We start from the raw sequence: 20,171 nt of genomic DNA, 5'->3' as shown, positions 1-20,171 counted from the left end.
GAGAAGACAAGAGCTGCCTCTGCCTGCCAACATCAGAATTGCCAAGCAGGTTTTCGTCTGTTGTCAGCGGATGTGATTCTGGAAGAAGGTGATCACCTGTTCTCGTCGCGATAGTTCGGTGGTTTCTGTCGTGCCATGCACGCGCACATCAATAATCCCCTGATCGTTTTCGTCATCGCGCTCATTGTGCAATGTGTCGCCCTTTACATTGGAGACTTCCTCCGCAAGCGCACACAGCAACTTCGCCAGGACGAGCGCCACGACTTCGACACGGTGCGTGCTACGACCATGACGCTCCTTGCGCTCATCATCGCATTTAGCTTCGCGATGGCGGTTTCGCGGTACGATCAGCGCAAGACACTCGAGGAGGCGGAGGCGAACGCCATCGGCACCGAGTATTTGCGCGCGGATCTTCTGCCCGGAGAGCTTGGCGCTCAAGCAAGGGAATTGCTGGGGAACTATCTCCGGCTCCGGATCGCCTTCTACGAAAACGACGACGAGCGCGCCGGCCGGGCCATTTGACCAGGACACCGCAACTGCTCAGGCGGAGCTTTGGAAAGTGCTGTTTCGGCCGCGGCCAAGCAGCCGACGCCGATCGTAGCGTTGGCCGTCTCGGGCATCAACGATGTGCTGAACTCCCAAGGTGATACGCTGGCGGCGTGGCGCAATCGCATACCGATCGGAGCATGGGCGCTGATGGGAGTGATGGCGATTTGCTGTAACATATTGGTTGGTTATGGCGAGCGACGGAAGGGCGGTATGATCGTCTTCATCCGGCCTGTTGTAGCATCGATCGCATTCTATCTCATCGCGGATCTCGATAGTCCTCGTGGGGGCACTATCCGCGTGCAGCCGCAAAACCTCTTTGCATTAGAGCAATCTTTGAAGACACCATAGCCAATGGTTGTTTGCTGGAGGATCAGGAAAGTGAATCTCTTAAGCCCCGAGGGGGTGAACAGTTAGGACATTTTCGCACGCCACTTATGCAGCTTCGGCAAGCAGCTTGAAGCATGGGCACTTTGCGGTGACGTGTCGCGACACCCATACGTCGGGCGGCGTCCTCCTTCGACCACTGATGGTCGGTAACGCTAGATTGCCGTGGCCGGCCGCCGAAACTGCATAGCCTGATCCGGCGAGAAGCGCATAGTGGTCGCGAATGAAAATTCAGGGTCGACGAACTTTGCGACAAGCGGTTGCGCGCAACGTGAAATGGTCAAAGCCGGTCGAGGTCTCATTTCACAAACGCGACAATGCAACTTGCAAGAGAGGCCGATATCCAAGCATGGCGGGCAAACCAGAGCAATGCAATAGGAACGACGCCGATCGATGCCTCGACAAGCCATGTCGGGCTGAAGTGCCACCATAGCAGGAGCGAGAAATGTCCAATGCCGTTGACGGAGACAGCTCGAACTTAGGTAAGGGTGCTCTCAATCGCCGCAATATACTGCTTGCCAGCACGGCGTTCGCCGCTGCATCTGCACTGGGCACCGGTGCAACGGTGCAAAAGGCTGTCGCGCAGCAGGCGGCGACAGCGCCGCAGAAGCCGAACATTCTCTTCATCATGGGTGATGATGTCGGATGGTTCAACATCGGCGCTTATCACCAGGGAATCATGGCCGGTAAAACGCCGAACCTCGACCGAATTGCCAACGAAGGTATGCGGTTTACCGATTACTATGCGGAGGCCAGCTGCACCGCGGGGCGCGCGAACTTCATCACTGGACAAATCCCTCTGCGCACCGGCCTGACAACTGTTGGGCAAGCCGGAGCGGATGTAGGCATTCCGGAACAAGCCGTTACCGTCGCGACTGTGTTGAAATCGCAGGGTTACGCCACTGGGCAGTTCGGCAAGAACCACTTGGGGGATCTAAACAAGTACCTGCCGACGCTACACGGGTTCGACGAATTTTTCGGTTACCTGTACCATCTCGACGCGATGTCGGACCCTTACTGGTTCGATTACCCGCAGGACTGGATCGACAAATACGGCCCGCGCAACATCGTGCATTCCTACGCGACCGACACCGAGGATCCCACCATCATGGCGCGTTGGGGAAAAATCGGCAAACAACGTATCGTCGACGAAGGGCCGCTCGCTCCGTTCCCCGAAATGGGCGCAGATCACCAGTACTGGCAGAAGGGCCGGCCAGCCAAGTACAACATGGAGACCTTCGACGCCGTGCTAGTCGAGAACAGCAAGCGCTTCATGGATCAGGCGAAGCAGGCCGGAAAGCCGTTCTTCATTTGGCACAACACGACGCGGATGCACATCTTCACCTATCTATCGCAAAAGCAGCAGGCGAAGATGACCCCACAAAGCGGCTACGGCCTGGAGGAGGCTGGCATGTCGCAGATGGACGACGATATCGGCGACCTGCTCAAGCACCTCGACGACCTTGGCATTGCCGACAACACCATCGTCGTCTTCACGACCGACAACGGCGCGGAGGTCTTTACCTGGCCTGATGGCGGCATGACGCCGTTCCGCGCCACCAAAGGCACGATCTATGAGGGGGGATTCCGCGTACCCTGCGTCATTCGGTGGCCGGGCAAGATCAGGCCGGGCGTGGTCGAGAACGGCATCTTTTCCGGGCAGGACTGGCTGCCGACGTTTGCCGCGGCAGCAGGAAATCCGAACATCACCGAGCAGCTTCTACGCGGCGTGCAGCTCGGCGACCGGACCTACAAGAACCATCTTGACGGCTACAACCAGCTCGACCTGTTGACTGGAGCTGGCCCCTCGAAGCGCCACGAAGTCTATTACTTCGCCGAGGCAAACCTCGGCGCTATCCGCATGGACGATTTCAAGTTCCTGTTCATGCAGCAGCCTAATGGTTGGCCCGGAGAAAAGGTGACAACTGATATCCCGACGATCGTCAACCTGCGCCAGGACCCCTTCGAGCGGACGCCCTCGATCCGCGGTGAGACGATGAACAATCTAGGCGGTGGCTACATGAATGACTTCATGGCACGCGAGTTCTGGCGCTTCGTGCAGGTGCAGGAGAAGGTGGCCGAGCTGGCGCGAACCGCCATCGAGTTTCCACCGATGCAGGCTCCTGCTTCCTTCAACCTCTCCGCGGTGAAGGAGAAGATCGATGCGGCGATGAAGACTCACGAAGGACAGTAACAGGCAAGGATCGTGGCGGGCGTCCGCTTGAACGCCCGCCGGGACCAATCAAGATAGCCGACCAAGATGGTGCGCGATTCTTCGGATCAGCCTACGCAGTTTCGGCAAACAGGAGGGCACTTGGACGGAAGGTCTAGCCGACAGCCTCGCGTCTAATTTGGTCGAGCCGACCTTTCGTGGGTCCGGAGCCGCGAGGGGCGTCCCAGTTCAACCTTCGATTGCTCGGCCGGACGCCGTAAAGTCTCCGACGGGGATTCTCCGAACAGTCTGCGGTAGGCCACGGAAAAGCGTCCCAGCTGCCAGAAGCCGTGGTTGGTGACGATACGAGTGACATTCGTCTTGCCGGCGTCCGCCCACTGGAGGGCTCGTCGGACGAGATGCATTCGGCGCAAGGTGAGATAGCGGATCGGCGCCATCCCGAGATGCTCTTCACAAGCGCCACGCAGCGTCCGCTCGGCGACACCAATGCCTGCGCAAATTTCGGTGAGGTAGAGGGGCCTGTCGGGATTTGCTTCCAGGAACTCCTCGAACCTCGACATGATCACATCATGGCGATGACCCGCCGGTGTGATTGGTAGAGCGGCGGCATCAGCGAGGCAGCGGCTCCTGATTTAAGTGCCCGGCACAGTCTTGGATCTCGAGCACGTTGGATTGCGCTCCGAAACTCTGAGGCGGGAAGCAGATTGCCGATTTCGCACAGTCGAACGTGATGATCCACCGGTAATATCGTGTCAGCAATAGCCGACGCGGACACAAGCAGTTGGGTCGCCGTTATGGACCTCGGCAATTGGCTACGAAATCAAGGTCTCGAACGCTTCGAGGCGGCATTCCGCGACAATGGCACTGTCCGGCCTTGCGCTGATAGGATAGGCTGTGTCGCTGTCGTCGGCTATTTGGTACCGGCAGTTCTTCGACCTTGAGCCGCCGTCGCCTGCCGCACCGGCCGTGACCGAACTGCCTCCGCGAGAGATCGCAGAGGGAGTGCGGGGTTGTCGTTTGAGCAATTCGCGAAACTTGTTCGCTGCGAGTAGCCTATGGGCGATGTTGGCGCTGCGGCAGACGTACCCTCGTCAGATGAGCCTCGCGATCCGGGCATGATCTGGATTCCGGGCGGCACGTTCCGCATGGGCTCCAATAAGCACTATCCCGAAGAGGCGCCGGCCCATCGTGTCACCGTGAGCGGCTTCTGGATCGATCGCACGCCGGTCACCAATCGCGACTTCCGCAAGTTCGTCAATGCAACGGGTTATGTGACGTTCGCGGAGACGCCGCCCGATGCGAAGGATTATCCGGGCGCGCTGCCGCATATGCTCAAGGCCGGTTCGCTGGTCTTCACGCCTCCGAAGCATCCGGTCGATTTGCGCGACTGGTCGCAATGGTGGAATTTCAAATTTGGCGCCAATTGGCGCAGACCGTATGGCCCGCGCAGCTCGATCAGCGGCCTTGATGATCATCCCGTTGTCCATATCGCCTATCGCGATGCCGAGGCTTATGCGAGATGGGTCGGCAAGGATTTGCCGACCGAATCCGAATGGGAATTGGCCGCGCGCGGCGGACTCGACGACGCCGAGTTCGCCTGGGGTGACGAGTTCATGCCCAGCGGTAAGCCGATGGCGAATACCTGGCAAGGCGCCTTCCCGTACGAAAATCTCAAGAGCGACGGTTACGCGGGCACATCGCCGGTCAAAGCGTTTCCGCCGAACGGCTACGGCCTCTACGACATGATTGGCAATGTCTGGGAGTGGACCACGGACTGGTGGTCCACCAAGCACGAGGCCGATGCGGTGAAGCTGTGCTGCATTCCGCAAGACCCGCGCGGTGGTTCCGAGGCCAACAGCTTTGATCCATGTCAACCCAACATCCTTATCCCGCGCAAAGTCTTGAAGGGCGGCTCGCATCTTTGCGCCCCGAATTATTGCCGCCGCTACCGCCCCGCGGCGCGCCACGCGGAACCCGTCGATACCTCAACAAATCACGTCGGATTCAGGTGCGTAGTCAAAAAAAGGGAGTCGGATAATGACGTCCAAGTCAAAACGAGGCTCGCCCGACCGCCGTAGCCTACTTCTCAGCGGAACGGCGCTGGTCGCTGTTTCGACGCTCTCCTCCAACGCACTGGCCCAGTCGCAGAAGGCTGCACCTACAACTCAAGCGCCAGCCACACCATCGAGCCGAACACCGAACATCCTCGTCATCTTCGGCGACGACATCGGCTACTGGAATATCAGCGCCTACAACCGCGGCATGATGGGTTATCGCACGCCCAACATCGACCGTATCGCCAGGGAAGGCGCGATCTTCACCGATCTCTACGCCCAACAATCCTGCACGGCGGGTCGCGCCGCCTTTATCACCGGACAGAGTTGCTTCCGCACCGGCCTGCTCAAGGTCGGCCTTCCCGGCGCAAAGGAGGGGCTTTCAGAAAAGGACCCGACACTCGCCGACCTGCTCAAACCGATGGGTTACGCCACGGGTCAGTTCGGCAAGAACCACCTCGGTGATCGAAATGAATTTCTGCCCACAGTGCACGGCTTCGACGAATTCTTCGGCAATCTTTATCACCTCAACGCCGAGGAAGAGCCGGAGAACCCGGACTACCCGAAGGCCTCCGAGTATCCCAATTTCTTCAACAGGTACGGCCCGCGCGGCGTTCTGCGCACGTTCGCGACGGACGCCGACGATCCGACCGAGGACCCGCGGTTCGGCCGAGTCGGCAGGCAGAAGATCGAGGACACCGGCCATCTGACCAAGAAGCGCATGGAGACGGTGGACGAGGAATTCCTCGGTGCTGCGATGGCCTTCATTGACAAGAATAGCCGCGCCAATAAGCCGTTCTTCTGCTGGTTCAACGCGACCCGCATGCACATCTACACCCACCTCAAGGCATCCTCACAAGGAAAGACCGGTCTTGGATCGGAAGCTGACGGCATGGTCGAGCACGATGGCATGGTCGGCCAACTGCTCAAGCAACTCGACGACCTCGGGATTGCCGATAACACCATCGTCATCTACACGACCGATAACGGCGCCGAAGAGTTCTCCTGGCCCGATGGTGGCACGACGCCGTTCCACGGCGAAAAGAACGCGAGTTGGGAGGGCGGCTATCGTGTCCCCGGCATGATCCGCTGGCCGGGCGTGGTAAAGGCCGGCACCGAGATCAACGAGATATTCTCGCATGAGGATTGGGTGCCGACGCTGGTCGCGGCCGCTGGCGAGCCGAACGCCACCGAGAAGCTGCTCGCCGGCTATCAAGCGGGACCAAAGACCTTCAAGGTCCACCTTGACGGCTACGATCAGCGCGGTTTGCTGGCAGGCACTAGTCCAAGCAAGCGCAAGGAATATTTCTACTGGACTGATGATGGCAATTTGGCTGCTCTGCGCTATGACCGCTGGAAAATTCTGTTCTTGGAGCAGCGCGCGAAGGGTCTCGATGTGTGGCAGGACCCGCTCATTCCGCTCCGGCTTCCCAAGCTGATAGATTTGCGAGCCGATCCGTTCGAACGAGCCCAGTTCGAGGCTGGCGAATACGGCAAGTGGCGCGTCGAGCGCGCCTTTGTACTCGTTCCGGCGCAGGACATAGTGGGCCAGCATCTCCAAACCTATGTCGAGAACCCGCCCCGGCAGAAGCCAGGCAGTTTCTCGCTCGATCAGGTGCTGGCGAAGTTGCAGGAAGGTGGCGGCAGCGGCAAGCACTGAGCATCCCGAGATCACTGAGACGGTGATTGCAGGGACGCGCTCGACCGGGCGCCATGGGCCGTCCAAGGCGCTTCGATGCTTGTGGACTGGCCTGGGAGGGCTCTGTCCTGGGCGATATGCCCAATGCTTCGCGACAACGACATCGATTTGACGATTGTCGGCGATCTGACTGACCATGACCTCTTCTGGTCATCAGCCCTGGAGCGAGTGGACGCATTGAGATGCTCACATTCAGGATAGCGATAACAGCGGCGGTGATCGCCTTCATTGCAGCCCTGACTGCATCGCTGGTGTTCACGGAGCTCGCGACCTCTCATGCTGTGGCAAGAGCAGCGGCTTCTGCTGCCATGGACGCCGCCAGCGCGAACACGCTCAGTCGCCTGGCGGCTGACGTGTCGGGGCTGAGCTCCGTTGTCGACGTGCTGTCATCGAGTCCCTCTCTCGCCAGCTGCGATGACAAGAACGAGGAAGACAGTGCGATCGTCCTCTTCAAGGCGGCTCTGCAGAGGTTGCCGCAGGCGGATAGCTTCTATGTCGGATACGAAAATGGCTGCTGGCTTCAAGTCCGTCGCCTCGACGTCCTAGGTCAAGTGGAGCGCGAAAAGCTAGGGGCACCCCCGGGGGCTGTCTACAACGTCAATCAGGTTCGGCCGACCCCGGACGGCGCACTGCCGATGCGGCGGATCTTCGAAGACCAGGGCGGCAAGATCATCGGCCTGGTCGATCTGCCAAACTACGGTTATGATCCACGAAAGCGGCCCTGGTATCGCGATACGATACAGGCGGCCAGCTCCCTCGTTTCGTCGCCATATGCTTCATTCAGCATTGGCACGCCAATGATCACCTTGAGCGTGCCTTTGCACGGGCATGTCAGCGGCGTCGTTGCCGCCGACCTCAAGCTTGATAAGTTCAGCGAGCTAGTCTACGGGCAGCGCCCGGGGGAGCACGGAACAGCCGTCATCTTCGACGCTTTCGGCGTACTGATCGCGCACCCGGACTTCGCTCGGCTTGTGCAGGAAGCGAAGACGAATCTCCCGGATCGCCGACTCCCCGAAATTTCGGAAATTCGTACCGGGCTCGTCGCTGCAGTCATGCAGAAGTGGGATGGCAGCCAGCGGTTTGAAGGAAGCATGCGGGGCGGAGACGGACGAGACTACCTCTTCCACTTGAAGAAATTTTCTCAAGGAGACCAATTCAGCGGCTACTCTTTGCTAATTGCGGCTGAAGACGATTTTGTGCAGAGCGTGCGGGCGCTGCAGATCAGGGGGCTGCTTATCACTCTGGTCGTCGGCGGTTGCTTCGTACCCGCGGCCTGGATCTTTGGCAACCGGATGTCGACGTCGCTCAAACGGATCACCGCTCAGGCGAGCAAGCTCCAGACGCTATCGGCACCTCGCAATCCGTCGGTTACATCGAATATCGCGGAGGTCAATGAACTGGGCAAGGCGATCGACGTCGCACAGCGGAGCATCTCGTCGTTCGCTCGCTTTGTCCCGAAGGATATCGTTAGAGGCATCGTTGATGGTTCGATTTCCACCGAACTTGGTGGAACGAGACGAGAGGTCACCATCCTCTTTACCGATGTCACGAATTTTACCGGCATTGCCGAAGCGGCCGACCCCGACAGTCTGATGCGCCAGACCTCGCGCCATTTCGCTTCGCTGACGGAAGCGTTTCATGCCGAGGGCGGAACCGTGGACAAGTTCATCGGGGACTCGGTGATGGTATTTTGGAATGCTCCCCATTTGCAGCCCGATCATGCCGAGCGGGCTTGTCGGGCGGCTCTTTCGGCCAAGGCGGCAAGCGACGCACTCAATGTCCAATTTGCAGCCGAGGGGCTACCCGCGTTCGTGGTTCGAATTGGCATCCATTTCGGAGATGCCGTGGTAGGAAATGTGGGTTCGGCGGAGCGCATGAACTATACGGTCCTCGGCAACAGCGTGAATCTCGCCGCCCGCCTTGAGGGGCTGAACAAGAACTACGGGACGACGATGCTTGTCAGCGAAGCCGTGCGCAACCGGGTCGAGCGTTGTTTTCGATTCAAGCCCATCGCCTCGGTCACCGCGAAGGGAATGACGACTGAAACGCGCGTATATGAGTTGGTCGGGGCCGTTGAGCAAGCCCGCCCCTTGGTTTCGTCAGGCAGGAAGTCCGCATGAGGACCAGCCTGTCGCTAGTGGACCTCGCACGCGCCGGTGCTGGGGGGATCGGGCTGCCAGCATGGCGCGCCGGTCTCGGTGATCAGGCGCTGCAGTGTCTCTGCTTCGCGATCGAGCACGGTGCGCGGCTTCTGGCCGCGCAGAACGATCTGCTGAAACGTCTCCCGGAACACCCCATCGAACTCGGCAGCGCGCTGGCCGAAGCCCATCGGCGGCAGCGTGGGCAGCGCGTCCTTCGCAGATTGCGTGTCTGCAATTGCAGCGGCGCCCATCTTCAGTCCGGGATCGAGATCCGGCGGCAACTTCACACTCACCACCGGAAAGAAGCCGACCGTACGAGCTAACGCGATCTGCGTTGTGGGTAGGGTCAGATAATCGATGAGCGCCGTCGCTTTGCCCAGGTCGGGCGCGTCCTTCATCGCTGCCAGGCCGACCAGAAGAGGCATGTAGCCGCGCCCCTTGGGTCCGGCGGGGGCCGGGAAGGCGACAAATTCGTTCGGCCTCTGGCGCAGCGCATCGAGCACACGGGCAATGTGGTCGAAAGCAATCCAGACGTCACCGGAAAGCAAGGGCGGTCCCATGAAATTGTAGCTGGTGGAGTTCGGATTGACACTCTTCCATAACGACGCGAACTGCGTCCACATCGCTTCGGCGGCTTCTGAGCGGAACGGAACCACGACCCCGCCGGTGTGGGATGGATAAAGGAAACCCTCGAAGAAGCGATGCATCAGCCCGTGTGGACCTGCTGGGAAGCCGAGCAAACGCTTCCCCGTTTTCTGTTGGATCGTCGCGGCCCACGTCGCGAGTTGGTCGTAGCTGAGCGCATTGATGTCCGCTCCGTCGGGCAAATAGGGCAGCGCCTGCTTGTTGGCGATCATGATGTAGCCGGCTTGCATCCATGGGATATAGAACTGGTGCGTCGTGCCGAATTTGCCGAGCGCGAGCAGCTTCGTCGGGATGCCGCGGCTGGTCAGCTTCTCGGCGAGGTCATCGAGCGGGACCAATGCGTCAAGCGGAACGAGTGGCTGCAGCTCTCCGTGCAGCGCCCCGACGACATCTATCGTGTGCAGGCCAGTCTGTTTCTCTGCCTCTACGCGCATCAGAAACCGCTGCGGCAGGTCGGTGGTATAGTCGACTTCCTGCGGAAAATCCTTGAGCACCAGGTTGCGCATCTTCTGCGCCTCCTCGATCGGCCGCAGTTGGGTCGACAAGAATATCAGACGCTCTGTTTGGGCGGCAGCTGTGACCGTGGCCAGCAATCCGGCGCAAAGGGAGAAGCCAAACAAGGCGGATGCCCGCCGCATATTCCCTCGCTCGATGGAAAGACGATTCACGCCAGCGCGTTCGCTCTCTTCGCAGCTCCAAGCGATACGCATCAGGGGGCCACGACCTTGACATATGTCAATTGCTTGCCGAAGCTTACGACCTTACCGACGCGAGGCCTCCGTCAGAGGCCGTTGAGATCCATGATGTCTCTCCGGTGATGGTTGACGGTCACGCCGCGGTTACAACAAGTTTGAACGGATAGTCCGACCTTCCCTGCGCAAAGGTCTTAATGGTGTCCAGCGCCATGACACAATGGCGCGCCCGACACGATTCGAACGTGTGCCTTTGCCTTCGGAGGGCACGGTCATCCCCTCAATCTCCACCGAGAATGACCGGCCCCTCCACAGGGATCTCGGCTCTGAGGATGGCTGCCAGCGATGTTGCGGTTTTGCTGGGGCGCTGGAGTGCGAAGCGGCGAATGGTGGCATTGCTGCTGGACGATAGCGAGCTGACCAGGAGGTCGGCCCCTTCGGTCGTGCTCGTCGTCGCAACGCTCAAGCCGCGGGTGCCGTCGCCGAACGGGATGAAGGAAGCCATCTCGGTGAAGCCGGCATGAGGATGCGCAGCGGCGCTGTGAAGATACATCGAGGGCCCTCCATCGAGCGCCGAGCCGCTGGAGAAGATCTTGACCACGCCGCCGTCACGCTGGCCGACGACGATGCGCTCGGCGCCACCGAGCATGCCGGCGAGCCAGCCGGTGGCGAGCGTGACGCCACCCCGATAGGAGCTGCCGAACGGTGAGAATTCCGTCGTTGTCACCGGCTGCCCGGTGCCGGTGGAGCCATGGTGATGATCGCCAGAGGCGTGACCGATCGGCTCGAGCAGCGGGAATGCGAAGACCTTCACGGTGGACGGAGCGCCTGGTCCGGGCGCCGTGACGATGCTCTGACGGCCGGTGGTGAAATCGACGAACCCCGCGCTGAGGGTCACACCGGATCAAATTCTCGCATCGATGATGGTTTGTGCCGTTGGTTTTGGGGGCGGAAGCTGTGCTATATGCGCCGGCATGCCCACACGTCGCGAAGTGCTGGGGGCAGGCATGCTAAGCTTGGGCCTCAACTTACCCTCTGTCGCCGTCTTTGCGAGAGCGGCACCTGTTGTCCAAGATGTTGCGCCCGCTGCATACCGCTCGACGACGAGGACGTATTGTGCGGGACGGTTCAACGGAGGTTCGACCTGCCTTCCCCCGTTTGGCGCCGAGTGGTCTGTCGGCATCTGGGCGCGCATGCCTCCGTCGACCACGAATTTCACGGCCGGTTATATCTTCAATATCGGGGTGAGCGGCACCACGCAGTCCAAGGCGACCGGTGACGGCACTGAGCAGCAGCTCGCCCTTGGCTATTCCGGGACCGTTCCACTCGCCAACAGCGGCAACAGATTCAAGTTTTTCCTGTCGGGCACGGACAAGGCACTTAACAAGGTTTCGACGACGTCGCTGAACGGCACCAGCCCAGACGGCAAGGCTTTCGGTATCTCTTCAGAGGCGCAAGACGACCACAAATACGAAAACCATCCGGCGCTCTATACGGTCCAGTACCGCAGCGGGTCCATTGAGGTTTGGCAGACGTTCCGGAGCGCACGCCCGCGGCTCATCATGTCGAAGGTCTGCACCTTTACCGGGTTTGACAACCCTGGACTTTGTGCCACGTGGGGCACTTTGCTCAACCTGCAATTCAACTCGTCTGTTGAAGTCGAGATGCCCATTTACATGCCAGATCGGGCGTTGTCTGAAAACGAAATCGCTCAGATCGCCGACGGCATCAACCCCGTGACGCTCGGGAACTTCGCAAGCGCATGTCCATTTTCCGTCATTCGGCTCGCGAGCATCGCGAACGGAGGATCGACCGGCAGCGACACTGCATCGAAGGCAACGCCAGGCGATGGCAAAACGATGACGCTGAACGGTCAGGTCATCACCTTCAAGGACGCGCCTGTCGATCCTGTTCTGGACATTCAGACGGCTACACACACGGTTGCATCAAACGCGTCGGTAAGCTCAACGACCGACGTATTCACCAAGACGGCGCACGGTCTACAGAATAACTGGAAGGTCACGGTGTCCGGATCGAACTGGACGTCCGGCCTCCCCGCCGCCAGATTCTACTACATCGTGAACGTGACCGCCGACACATGGCAGCTGTCTTTGACGCAAGGCGGCGCCGCGCTCGACGTCAAGAGCAGCAGTTCCGTCGTCGACGTCAGCACGACGCCAGAAACGATTAGCAGGTTGGTCGCGCGGTTGAATTCACTTGCGCCGCTTCAGGGGGGCGCGAGCGATGCACACTATATCCACATTGGTGCCGACGGTCTCGTCATGAAGCATCGCAACGCCGGCATGGCCGGTGAGGCATTCACCTTCGACACAACCTGCACCGCGAAGATGCCGGCGGCGAAGCATCTCTCGTGCACGGCCATCCTGTATACGGACGCGACCGGTTTCGTTGACGGTATGGTGGGGTCCTATGGCGTCACCCGCACGCGAAATAATGCATGGGTGACGACAGGGCTGGGCGAGCTCGCACCGAACACTCAAGTCACCGGCTCTGTCCGCCTCGATAGCTGGGCTTGCGGCACCGTCATTCAGCATAAGGGCGGGATCGGATATTTCAGTCTGACCGGCATCTTCACCGGTATCACGCCGGTCGGCGTGCAGGTCAAGGTTACGGACCTGTCGTCGGGCTCGCTGATTCAGGACTGGACATCTGTGTCGGGCTTCTCGGCCGACGCAGTTGCCAAGACATGGGGCGGCGAGTTCACCTGTCCGAAGGGCAAGCGCTGGCTTAGCTTCCAGCTGCGCAAACTTGGCTCCAGTCAGATCACCCAGCAATCAACGGTCCCGATCGGGGTCGGCGAAGTCATCATCCAGCAGGGCGACAGCATCCAGGGCTTGATGAGTAACTTCGCAGGCAAGGTGACGCCGAACGGGTTCATCTCCCGCTACAACTACAGCACCAGCGCGTCATGGCAGCGGATGTACGGAAGCACGTCGAACCTCGCTTTGCTGGGTGCGGGCGAGGCCGTATACGCAAATAGGCTCTCGAACGATGGCGACTGTGTCATCGGGATCGTCCACGTCGTCATCGGAGGTTCAACGGTCTCCAACTTCACCACCAAGTCGAACCTGACCAATGTCAATGCTGCTCTGAACAAGATCGTATTGTGCGATACATCGCAAGTTGCCTGTAAAGCTGGCTGGTATATCTGGGATCAGGGCGCGGCTGATAGCGGAGGCGGATACGGCGCCAAGCTCGACAGTCTGTATTCTTGGGTTCGGACGAGCCTTGGGAACGACATCGTCTTCGGCGAGGTTTTCCTGTCTAACCGTCAACCCAATGCAGTCGATGCAACGATGGGCTATCAGAGTGTTCGCAAGGGCCAGGTTGACTGGATGGCAGGGAAGACGGGCGACCCGCTGATTTTCGCGGTCTGTGACGATCACTTCTTCTGGTCGAACACCCCTGACGGGGCGCACCCGACGGATGCCACCGACATGGAGCTGCGGGGCGAAATGCAGGCCATGTCCATGTTGAAGTATCGCGGCATTTCGACTTACGACGGTTTCGGCCCGACACCGGTGTCGGCGACCCGTCGCGGCGCCATGATCGACGTGACGTTCCGGCACAATGGCGGCACAGGGCTTCAAACGTGGCAGACTGGCAACGTTACTGGGTTTGACGTCGTTAAAGCGTCTGTAGGCTTCCGCCCGTCTTACGTCGCGAGCTCCGTCACCGTCGACGCCACGGCGGACACGATAGCTTGGTCGGGAAACCCTGCCGCCAACGGCGACAAGGTTGTGATTTCCTCTATCAGGACGATGCCGGGCGGCATCACTCGGGGAACGGTCTATTACGTCGTCAACAAGAGAGGCGACAGCATGCAACTCTCCGCGACGTTGGGCGGATCGCCGATCGACATCACATCGAATGGAGGTGGCGCATGCGTCTTCTGCGTCAACCCGTTGCTTGATATCGCGTCCGTCGCCATCCTTGATGTCGATACGGTCAGGATCACGCTGACTGCTGATCCCCGCGAGGCTGTGCAGGTCAGCTACCTGTGGGGCCTGCCCGGACGGAAGACGACCGATCCCGCCCCGACGCTTGGCATGTCCGGCAGAGAGACGATGACGACGGCGACAGCTCAATCGAACATCTTGTTCGATAACTACGCGATGGCTTATGCCAGCACGCATTTGCCCGGCCGCCCCGCTAGACCGACAAATGCGCCATTGCAAACAGCCGGCTAGAATTCAATGTCTCAAGGAGAGGGGGCATGCAGCTGCAATCGCGGCACTGCGCCCCTGCGCACCATGACTCCTCCCTTCAATCTCCACCGAGAATGACCGGCCCCTCCACGGGGATCTCGGCTCTGAGGATGGCTGCCAGCGATGTCGCGGTTTTGCTGGGGCGCTGGAGTGCGAAGCGGCGAATGGTGGCATTGCTGCTGGACGATAGCGGGCTGACCAGGAGGTCGGCCCCTTCGATCGTGCTCGTCGTCGCAACGCTCAAGCCGCGGACGCCGTCGCCGAACGGGATGAAGGAAGCCATCTCGGTGAAGCCGGCATGAGGATGCGCCGCGGCGCTGTGAAGATACATCGAGGGCCCTCCATCGAGCGCCGAGCCGCTGGAGAAGATCTTGACCACGCCGCCGTCACGCTGGCCGACGACGATGCGCTCGGCGCCACCGAGCGTGCCGGCGAGCCAGCCGGTGGCGAGCGTGACGCCACCCCGATAGGAGCTGCCGAACGGTGAGAATTCCGTCGTTGTCACTGGCTGCCCGGTGCCGGCGGAGCCATGGTGATGATCGCCAGAGGCGTGACCGATCGGCTCGAGCAGCGGGAATGCGAAGACCTTCACGGTGGACGGAGCGCCTGGTCCGGGCGCCGTGACGATGCTCTGACGGCCGGTGGTGAAATCGACGAACCCCGCGCTGAGGGTCACGCCGGATTGATCCCCCGGATAGGGGTTGAAGGACGAGAACACCGCCGGCGCGGTGCCGAGGACCGGCAGCGCGGAGCTGAAGACCCTGACCTCGCTCTTATCGCCGGGCCCAGACCCGACGATGATGTTGTCGCCGGTGGTAACGCCGTCGATCTTCGCGACCGCGACATTCACGCCGTTCCGAGCGCTGGCGCCAAACGCGTTGAAGCGTGCGAGCTGCGTCGCGAAGGGGGCGGCGCCATTTTTCGCCGCGCCCGAGAACACGGCGATCTCCGGTGCGTGGCCGGCGCCGGCGCCGACGACCAGATCGTAGACGCCATCGTCGTCGACGTCGCCCATCGCCACGCTCAGAGTGCCTTCGAATGCCGGAAACGGCGTGACCGTCGCGAGCAGTTTGTCGCCGTCCAGAATCCTGACCGTGGCCGGACGACCGCGGCTGCCGGGAATCGCCACCGCGTAGGACGAGACGGCCGGGATGACGTTGACCAGCGCCATGAGACCGTTGTCCTCGTGATTGAGGCGATGGCAGTGCATGACGAACAGGCCGGCATAGTCCTTGAAGCGGGTCCTGATCGACAGCGTGCCCGGCTGGATCACTGACTCCTCCGGCCCGAGATTGGGGACCGGCACATTGGCATTGTCGATGCCCTGCATCACGGATCCGACCTTCAGCCCCGTGGTGGGGTCGGAGATGCCAGTGATCTGGAAATCATTCACATGGACGTGGATGGGATGCTCGTCATTGTTCTCGTTGCGAAACACCCATTCTTCCATCGAATTCAGGCGGGGCTGAATCAGGGGGACATTTGGAAATGCGCCGCTGTCGAAGGCATAGATGAAGGTCTTGGGATCCCGCATGCTCGCGAGATCGTTGAGAAAACCGCCATTGATCAGAATATGCCGCGTCAGGTCTGGCGTGACCGCGGAGAGATCTTCGAAGGGCGTGAAGGCGCCGAGTGGCTGGCCTTCGGTGAAGGCCGTGGTCTCTCCTCTGTCCCCTTGGGTCACGGCCCGTGCCAGGACCTGGGTCGGGAACAGAAAAAATCCGTCGTAATAACTCACCGCGGACGGCAGCACGCTCAATGTGCCGAGCACTGCAGGCGGGTTCTCGGTGCCGTTGCTGGTGTAGAGGATGCCCGGCGCGTTTTCTGCTCGCGCGCCGGCACCCCGCTCCGGCATTTCCAGAATCAGGTCACCGCGATCCGGCATCGTGACCGCAATCGCGAAGCGCGATGCCGGCGGTATGACGAGGCGGGTTCCGCTCTCTTCGACGGGGTAGCGGACCGCCGGACTGGGATTGCCGTCTTGCCCCACGATGGCGATCTTCGGATGGTGCCCGGTCGCCGTCTCGGTGAGACGGACGCTCATATAGGCCATGTCGCTCACATTCGCGAGGACCCAGATCTCGGTCTGTCCCGGCTTGCTTCGCAGCGTCGGCTGGAATTGGCCGTTCACCGTGAACTGGACGTCGCGGAGATGGTCGGGAAGCGTCGGATCGGCCGCCACGTCGTCCGCTCGCCCGCTGCTGGCCGTGAATGTCTGGAGATTGTTCGGAATGAACTGGAAGCGCCCGCGCATATTCTGGATCGAGAGCGGGCCTGCATACCACACGGTTGCGAAGCGGGAGCCTGGCGCGGCGGCGGTGAAATTCACCGGCGCGAGGATCGGACGATAGGTCCCGTTCGCCAGCGCTCCCGGAGCGGGCGGGGTGAGCGTGCTGACGAATTGCGGCCAGTTGGGATTGTTGAGCTGCGGCTTCGGCCCCCGGCGATCAAACACGAAGTTGTATTGAAGCATCATGTTGCGGATCGGGATCGCCTTTTGCGTGACGACCGGCAGATTGCCGTCAGTCCGTCCGATCGCGAGCAGGCCGGCGAGCCCTGCATATACATGCGCCGTCGTCAGCGTGTGGAGATGCGGATGATACCAATAGGCTCCTTGCGGCTGGTTGGTGGGGATGTCGTACACATAGGTGCTCGACGTGCCGACCGGCATGTGGATGAGGACGTTGTCGGCATTCCCCTTCGGGCTGACATGCAGCCCATGGGTGTGGAGATTGAGCGGCGAGACCTCGAGCTGCTCGGGATAAGTCGGAACCTCGCCGCCGGCCAGCGTGTATCGCGGGTCGTAGAAGTCGCGGATCGTGAGTCCAGACAGCGCGTTCTCAAGATGGATGACGAGCCGCTCGCCGGGGAAGACCTGCAGCGTCGGTGCCGGATAGAGGCCCTTTGCAGCGGTCTCGCCGTTTGACGCCTTGCCGCGGACCAGGCGATAGCCGAACAGGAGAGCGTCCCTGACCGGGGCCGCTGCGGTATCGAGTGCGATCTCGCTTTGCTGTGCAGTGAGCGTGACTTCGAGCACGCCATGCTCGCTGGATAGGGTGACGGGCTCCTTGTAGGCGGGTGGCGAATAGCTGGCGGTTTGCGAGAGCGCCGTGCCGGCGCCGAAAGCCATGATCGAGATGGTGGCCAGAATCGCCCGAGCGACCCTGCGAAAGGCACGATGCATCCAATTCCCCTGATATTCCTTGCCTGTAACGAGTTACCACAGATTCGCTGGATTCGTCCCACCGGCGCGGCGACGATCTCCATGGCGGCCAGCAGGACGTTGTCCCTGGACTTGGTCGATCGTCGCCAAGGGCGGTTTTGAGCTCCCGGACATTGAGACACGCTGTCGTCGCGGAGATGGACGTTCGGCCAGACCGGTATCCGGAACTTTCAGCTGCGGAAGCGACCTGAAGCGCAAATATCAGAAAGCTTCAGAAAGTAACCGCCCCCCTTTCAGGACACCGACGCCCCCTTGATGGCTAGCTGCCGACCATTGGCCGGCGACTCATACCGTCGCCAGCAATGTTCAATTGCAAAGGCGATGTCGCCCGGCAGAAGGCCTGGTCATCTCCGGGAACGGATCAGGCGGTCTAGGGTGCGTATCATTTCAGCCAGAACATCTTTCGATCGGCGTTCGCCGGCTCTATTGGCGGCAATTCAGCCGACCTGCCACCGGACCTGGCTCGGTTGGATGGCCAGTGTCGCATCCATCATCATTCTGGCGGCACCGGCTACTTCCTACGCCCAGTCGACCGGGCAAAACGGCGGCACCGGCGGTAACGCATCGAACTGGAACACCCCGGGTGGCGGCGGCGGCGCGGGTCTTGCCGGCGATGGGACGTCAACCGGCGGCGGCGGTGGTGGCGGCGGGACCGGCGGGTCCGGCAGTGGCGGCGGCGGCGGCGGGTCCGACAGCGGCGGCGGTGGCGGCGGCGGGAGTGACGGCGCCGGCGGCGGCGGCGGCGGCGCAGGTGGCGCGGGCACCACGGTCAGTACCTCCGGCGCGACGACCATCAGCGCCAACGCGACCGGCGGCGACGGCGGCGCCGGTGGCAGCGGAGCAATGCACTTCAGCAACTATTATAGCGTTGGCGGCGGCGGCGGTGGTGGCGGCGGCGGTAGCGGCATCATCGTGAACGGCAGCAACACCGGCGTCGCGCTCACGGTGAACAGCGGCGTGACGGTGCAGGGCGGCAACGGCGGCACTGGCGGCATCGCGGTCGACAACAGCTCTTATGGCGGCTACGCCGGCGGCGGCGGCAATGGCGGCAACGGTATCACCGTCACCAACGCCAACGGCGTCACCATCAGCAATTCAGGTGCGATTTCCAGCGGATACGGCGGGCTGGGCGGTGATGGCGGCGGTTTCTACAATATCGGAGTGGCGGGAGCGGCGGGTTACGGCATCGTCGGACAAAACCTGACGATCATCAATGCGGGAGCCATTTCCGGCCGCACCGCAATCTACTTTACGGGCGGTACCAACAGCCTCGAGCTGCGGGCTGGCTCCAGCATCAGCGGCAACGTCGTCGGCAGCGGCACCAACGCGCTGGTGCTCGGCGGCACCACCGACAGTTCGTTCAACCTGTCGCAACTCGGCTCGCAATATCAGAATTTCGCGCAGTTCAACAAATCAGGATCCAGCACCTGGACGCTGTCGAACACCTCGAGCGCCACCACCCAGGCCTGGACCGTGACGTCGGGAACGCTGAACCTGGCGGGCGCGACCGCAACCGCCACCACGATCAACAATTCCGGCACCATCGGCGTCGACGGCACCAGCACGCTGACGGCAACGACCGGTATTACCAACAGCGGCGTCATCACGGTGGCGCAGGGCGGCACCGTCAATGACGATCTCGACAACTCCGGCACCGTCACCAACAGCGGCGCCTACAACGCCAGGGTCAATACCAACACCGGCACCATCACCAACACCTCGACGGGTGTGTGGACTGGCGACATCGCCAGCAACGGCGCTGGCGGCGTCATTTACAACAATAATGACGGCGTCTGGATCGGAAACGCGACCAACGACAGCGGCTTGCTAGCCAACGCGGGCACCTGGACTGGCACGATTTCGAATGCCGGCACCTTCGTCAACCAGAGTACCGGCACGGTATCGGGCCTTTTCACCAACACCGCCGGCACGGCGTCCAACGCCGGCCAGCTCAACGGCGGCGCCACGGTAACCGGCGGCACACTCAGCAATAGCAACCTGATTGTCGGTACCGTCGACATCTCCGGCACCGGCGCCGTCAATAATTACGGGACCATCACCGGCGCGGTCGACAATGCGGCGACGTTCAACAACAACGTCGGCGGCACGGTATCCGGCCTGCTGACCAACACCGCGGGCACGACGACCAATGACGGGCAGCTCAACGGCGGCGCCACGGTGACCGGCGGCACACTCACCAACAACGCTGTGATTGCCGGAACGGTGGCGATTTCCGGCACCGGCACCGTTTGGAATTACGGAACCATCACCGGCGCGGTTAACAATGCCGCGACGTTCAACAACATCGGCGGCACGGTATCCGGCCTGCTCACCAACACCGCAGGCGCGACGACCAACTATGGGCAACTCAACGGCGGCGCC

The 20,171-nt window shown here is 61.2% G+C and carries 12 protein-coding genes; 8 read left to right on the top strand and 4 right to left on the bottom strand.

Features of this window, described 5'->3' with window-relative positions:
• Positions 1-135 precede the first annotated feature (135 nt).
• The 3 genes from Q3C01_RS04325 (at position 136) to Q3C01_RS04315 (ending at position 3,127) form a co-directional block, all read left to right on the top strand.
• Positions 136-522, top strand: coding sequence for a hypothetical protein (locus Q3C01_RS04325; protein WP_458144084.1), 387 nt, complete (start codon positions 136-138; stop codon positions 520-522).
• Positions 523-552: 30 nt separating this feature from the next.
• Positions 553-897: a hypothetical protein gene (locus Q3C01_RS04320; protein ID WP_458144083.1), complete on the top strand. Its 345-nt coding sequence runs from the start codon at positions 553-555 to the stop codon at positions 895-897.
• 481 nt (positions 898-1,378) lie between these two features.
• Positions 1,379-3,127, top strand: coding sequence for an arylsulfatase (locus Q3C01_RS04315; RefSeq protein WP_458144082.1), 1,749 nt, complete (start codon positions 1,379-1,381; stop codon positions 3,125-3,127).
• A gap of 152 nt (positions 3,128-3,279) precedes the next feature.
• On the opposite strand, the gene Q3C01_RS04310 is transcribed toward Q3C01_RS04315, so the two are convergent.
• Complete coding sequence (locus tag Q3C01_RS04310) at positions 3,280-3,666, bottom strand: helix-turn-helix transcriptional regulator (RefSeq protein WP_458144081.1); 387 nt, start codon at positions 3,664-3,666, stop codon at positions 3,280-3,282.
• 555 nt (positions 3,667-4,221) lie between these two features.
• Between Q3C01_RS04310 and Q3C01_RS04305 the strand changes: the two genes are divergently transcribed.
• The 3 genes from Q3C01_RS04305 (at position 4,222) to Q3C01_RS04295 (ending at position 8,979) form a co-directional block, all read left to right on the top strand.
• On the top strand, positions 4,222-5,184 hold the full coding sequence (locus Q3C01_RS04305) for a formylglycine-generating enzyme family protein (RefSeq protein WP_458144080.1): 963 nt from the start codon (positions 4,222-4,224) through the stop codon (positions 5,182-5,184).
• Positions 5,144-6,820: an arylsulfatase gene (locus tag Q3C01_RS04300; protein WP_458144079.1), complete on the top strand. Its 1,677-nt coding sequence runs from the start codon at positions 5,144-5,146 to the stop codon at positions 6,818-6,820. The genes Q3C01_RS04305 and Q3C01_RS04300 overlap by 41 nt, the downstream gene beginning before the upstream one ends.
• Before the next feature lie 221 nt (positions 6,821-7,041).
• Positions 7,042-8,979, top strand: a complete 1,938-nt coding sequence (locus Q3C01_RS04295) for an adenylate/guanylate cyclase domain-containing protein (RefSeq protein ID WP_458144078.1) — start codon at positions 7,042-7,044, stop codon at positions 8,977-8,979.
• A 14-nt stretch (positions 8,980-8,993) separates the two neighbouring features.
• Here the strand turns inward: Q3C01_RS04295 and Q3C01_RS04290 are convergent, their stop codons facing one another.
• Both Q3C01_RS04290 and Q3C01_RS04285 read right to left on the bottom strand, forming a co-directional pair.
• Positions 8,994-10,283 (bottom strand): ABC transporter substrate-binding protein, encoded by a 1,290-nt coding sequence (locus Q3C01_RS04290; RefSeq protein WP_458144108.1) that lies wholly within the window; start codon positions 10,281-10,283, stop codon positions 8,994-8,996.
• A 334-nt stretch (positions 10,284-10,617) separates the two neighbouring features.
• Complete coding sequence (locus Q3C01_RS04285) at positions 10,618-11,235, bottom strand: hypothetical protein (protein WP_458144077.1); 618 nt, start codon at positions 11,233-11,235, stop codon at positions 10,618-10,620.
• Between the two features lie 295 nt (positions 11,236-11,530).
• Between Q3C01_RS04285 and Q3C01_RS04280 the strand changes: the two genes are divergently transcribed.
• Positions 11,531-14,548, top strand: coding sequence for a hypothetical protein (locus Q3C01_RS04280; protein WP_458144076.1), 3,018 nt, complete (start codon positions 11,531-11,533; stop codon positions 14,546-14,548).
• Between the two features lie 76 nt (positions 14,549-14,624).
• Here the strand turns inward: Q3C01_RS04280 and Q3C01_RS04275 are convergent, their stop codons facing one another.
• Entirely contained in the window at positions 14,625-17,750 is a 3,126-nt protein-coding gene (locus Q3C01_RS04275) for a multicopper oxidase family protein (RefSeq protein ID WP_458144075.1), read from the bottom strand.
• A gap of 510 nt (positions 17,751-18,260) precedes the next feature.
• Between Q3C01_RS04275 and Q3C01_RS04270 the strand changes: the two genes are divergently transcribed.
• A partial coding sequence (locus Q3C01_RS04270) for a beta strand repeat-containing protein (RefSeq protein ID WP_458144074.1) occupies positions 18,261-20,171 on the top strand: 1,911 nt, incomplete at its 3' end.

This window comes from Bradyrhizobium sp. UFLA05-109 (genome assembly GCF_054185165.1).
This window is presented reverse-complemented; position numbering and strand designations above follow the sequence as displayed.

Coding starts and splice junctions, on each gene's coding strand:
- Q3C01_RS04325 (WP_458144084.1), top strand. CDS start 136: ATGCACGCGCACATCAATAATCCCCTGATCGTTTTCGTCATCGCGCTC.
- Q3C01_RS04315 (WP_458144082.1), top strand. CDS start 1,379: ATGTCCAATGCCGTTGACGGAGACAGCTCGAACTTAGGTAAGGGTGCT.
- Q3C01_RS04310 (WP_458144081.1), bottom strand. CDS start 3,666: ATGTCGAGGTTCGAGGAGTTCCTGGAAGCAAATCCCGACAGGCCCCTC.
- Q3C01_RS04305 (WP_458144080.1), top strand. CDS start 4,222: ATGATCTGGATTCCGGGCGGCACGTTCCGCATGGGCTCCAATAAGCAC.
- Q3C01_RS04300 (WP_458144079.1), top strand. CDS start 5,144: ATGACGTCCAAGTCAAAACGAGGCTCGCCCGACCGCCGTAGCCTACTT.
- Q3C01_RS04295 (WP_458144078.1), top strand. CDS start 7,042: ATGCTCACATTCAGGATAGCGATAACAGCGGCGGTGATCGCCTTCATT.
- Q3C01_RS04290 (WP_458144108.1), bottom strand. CDS start 10,283: ATGCGGCGGGCATCCGCCTTGTTTGGCTTCTCCCTTTGCGCCGGATTG.
- Q3C01_RS04280 (WP_458144076.1), top strand. CDS start 11,531: ATGCCTCCGTCGACCACGAATTTCACGGCCGGTTATATCTTCAATATC.
- Q3C01_RS04275 (WP_458144075.1), bottom strand. CDS start 17,750: ATGCATCGTGCCTTTCGCAGGGTCGCTCGGGCGATTCTGGCCACCATC.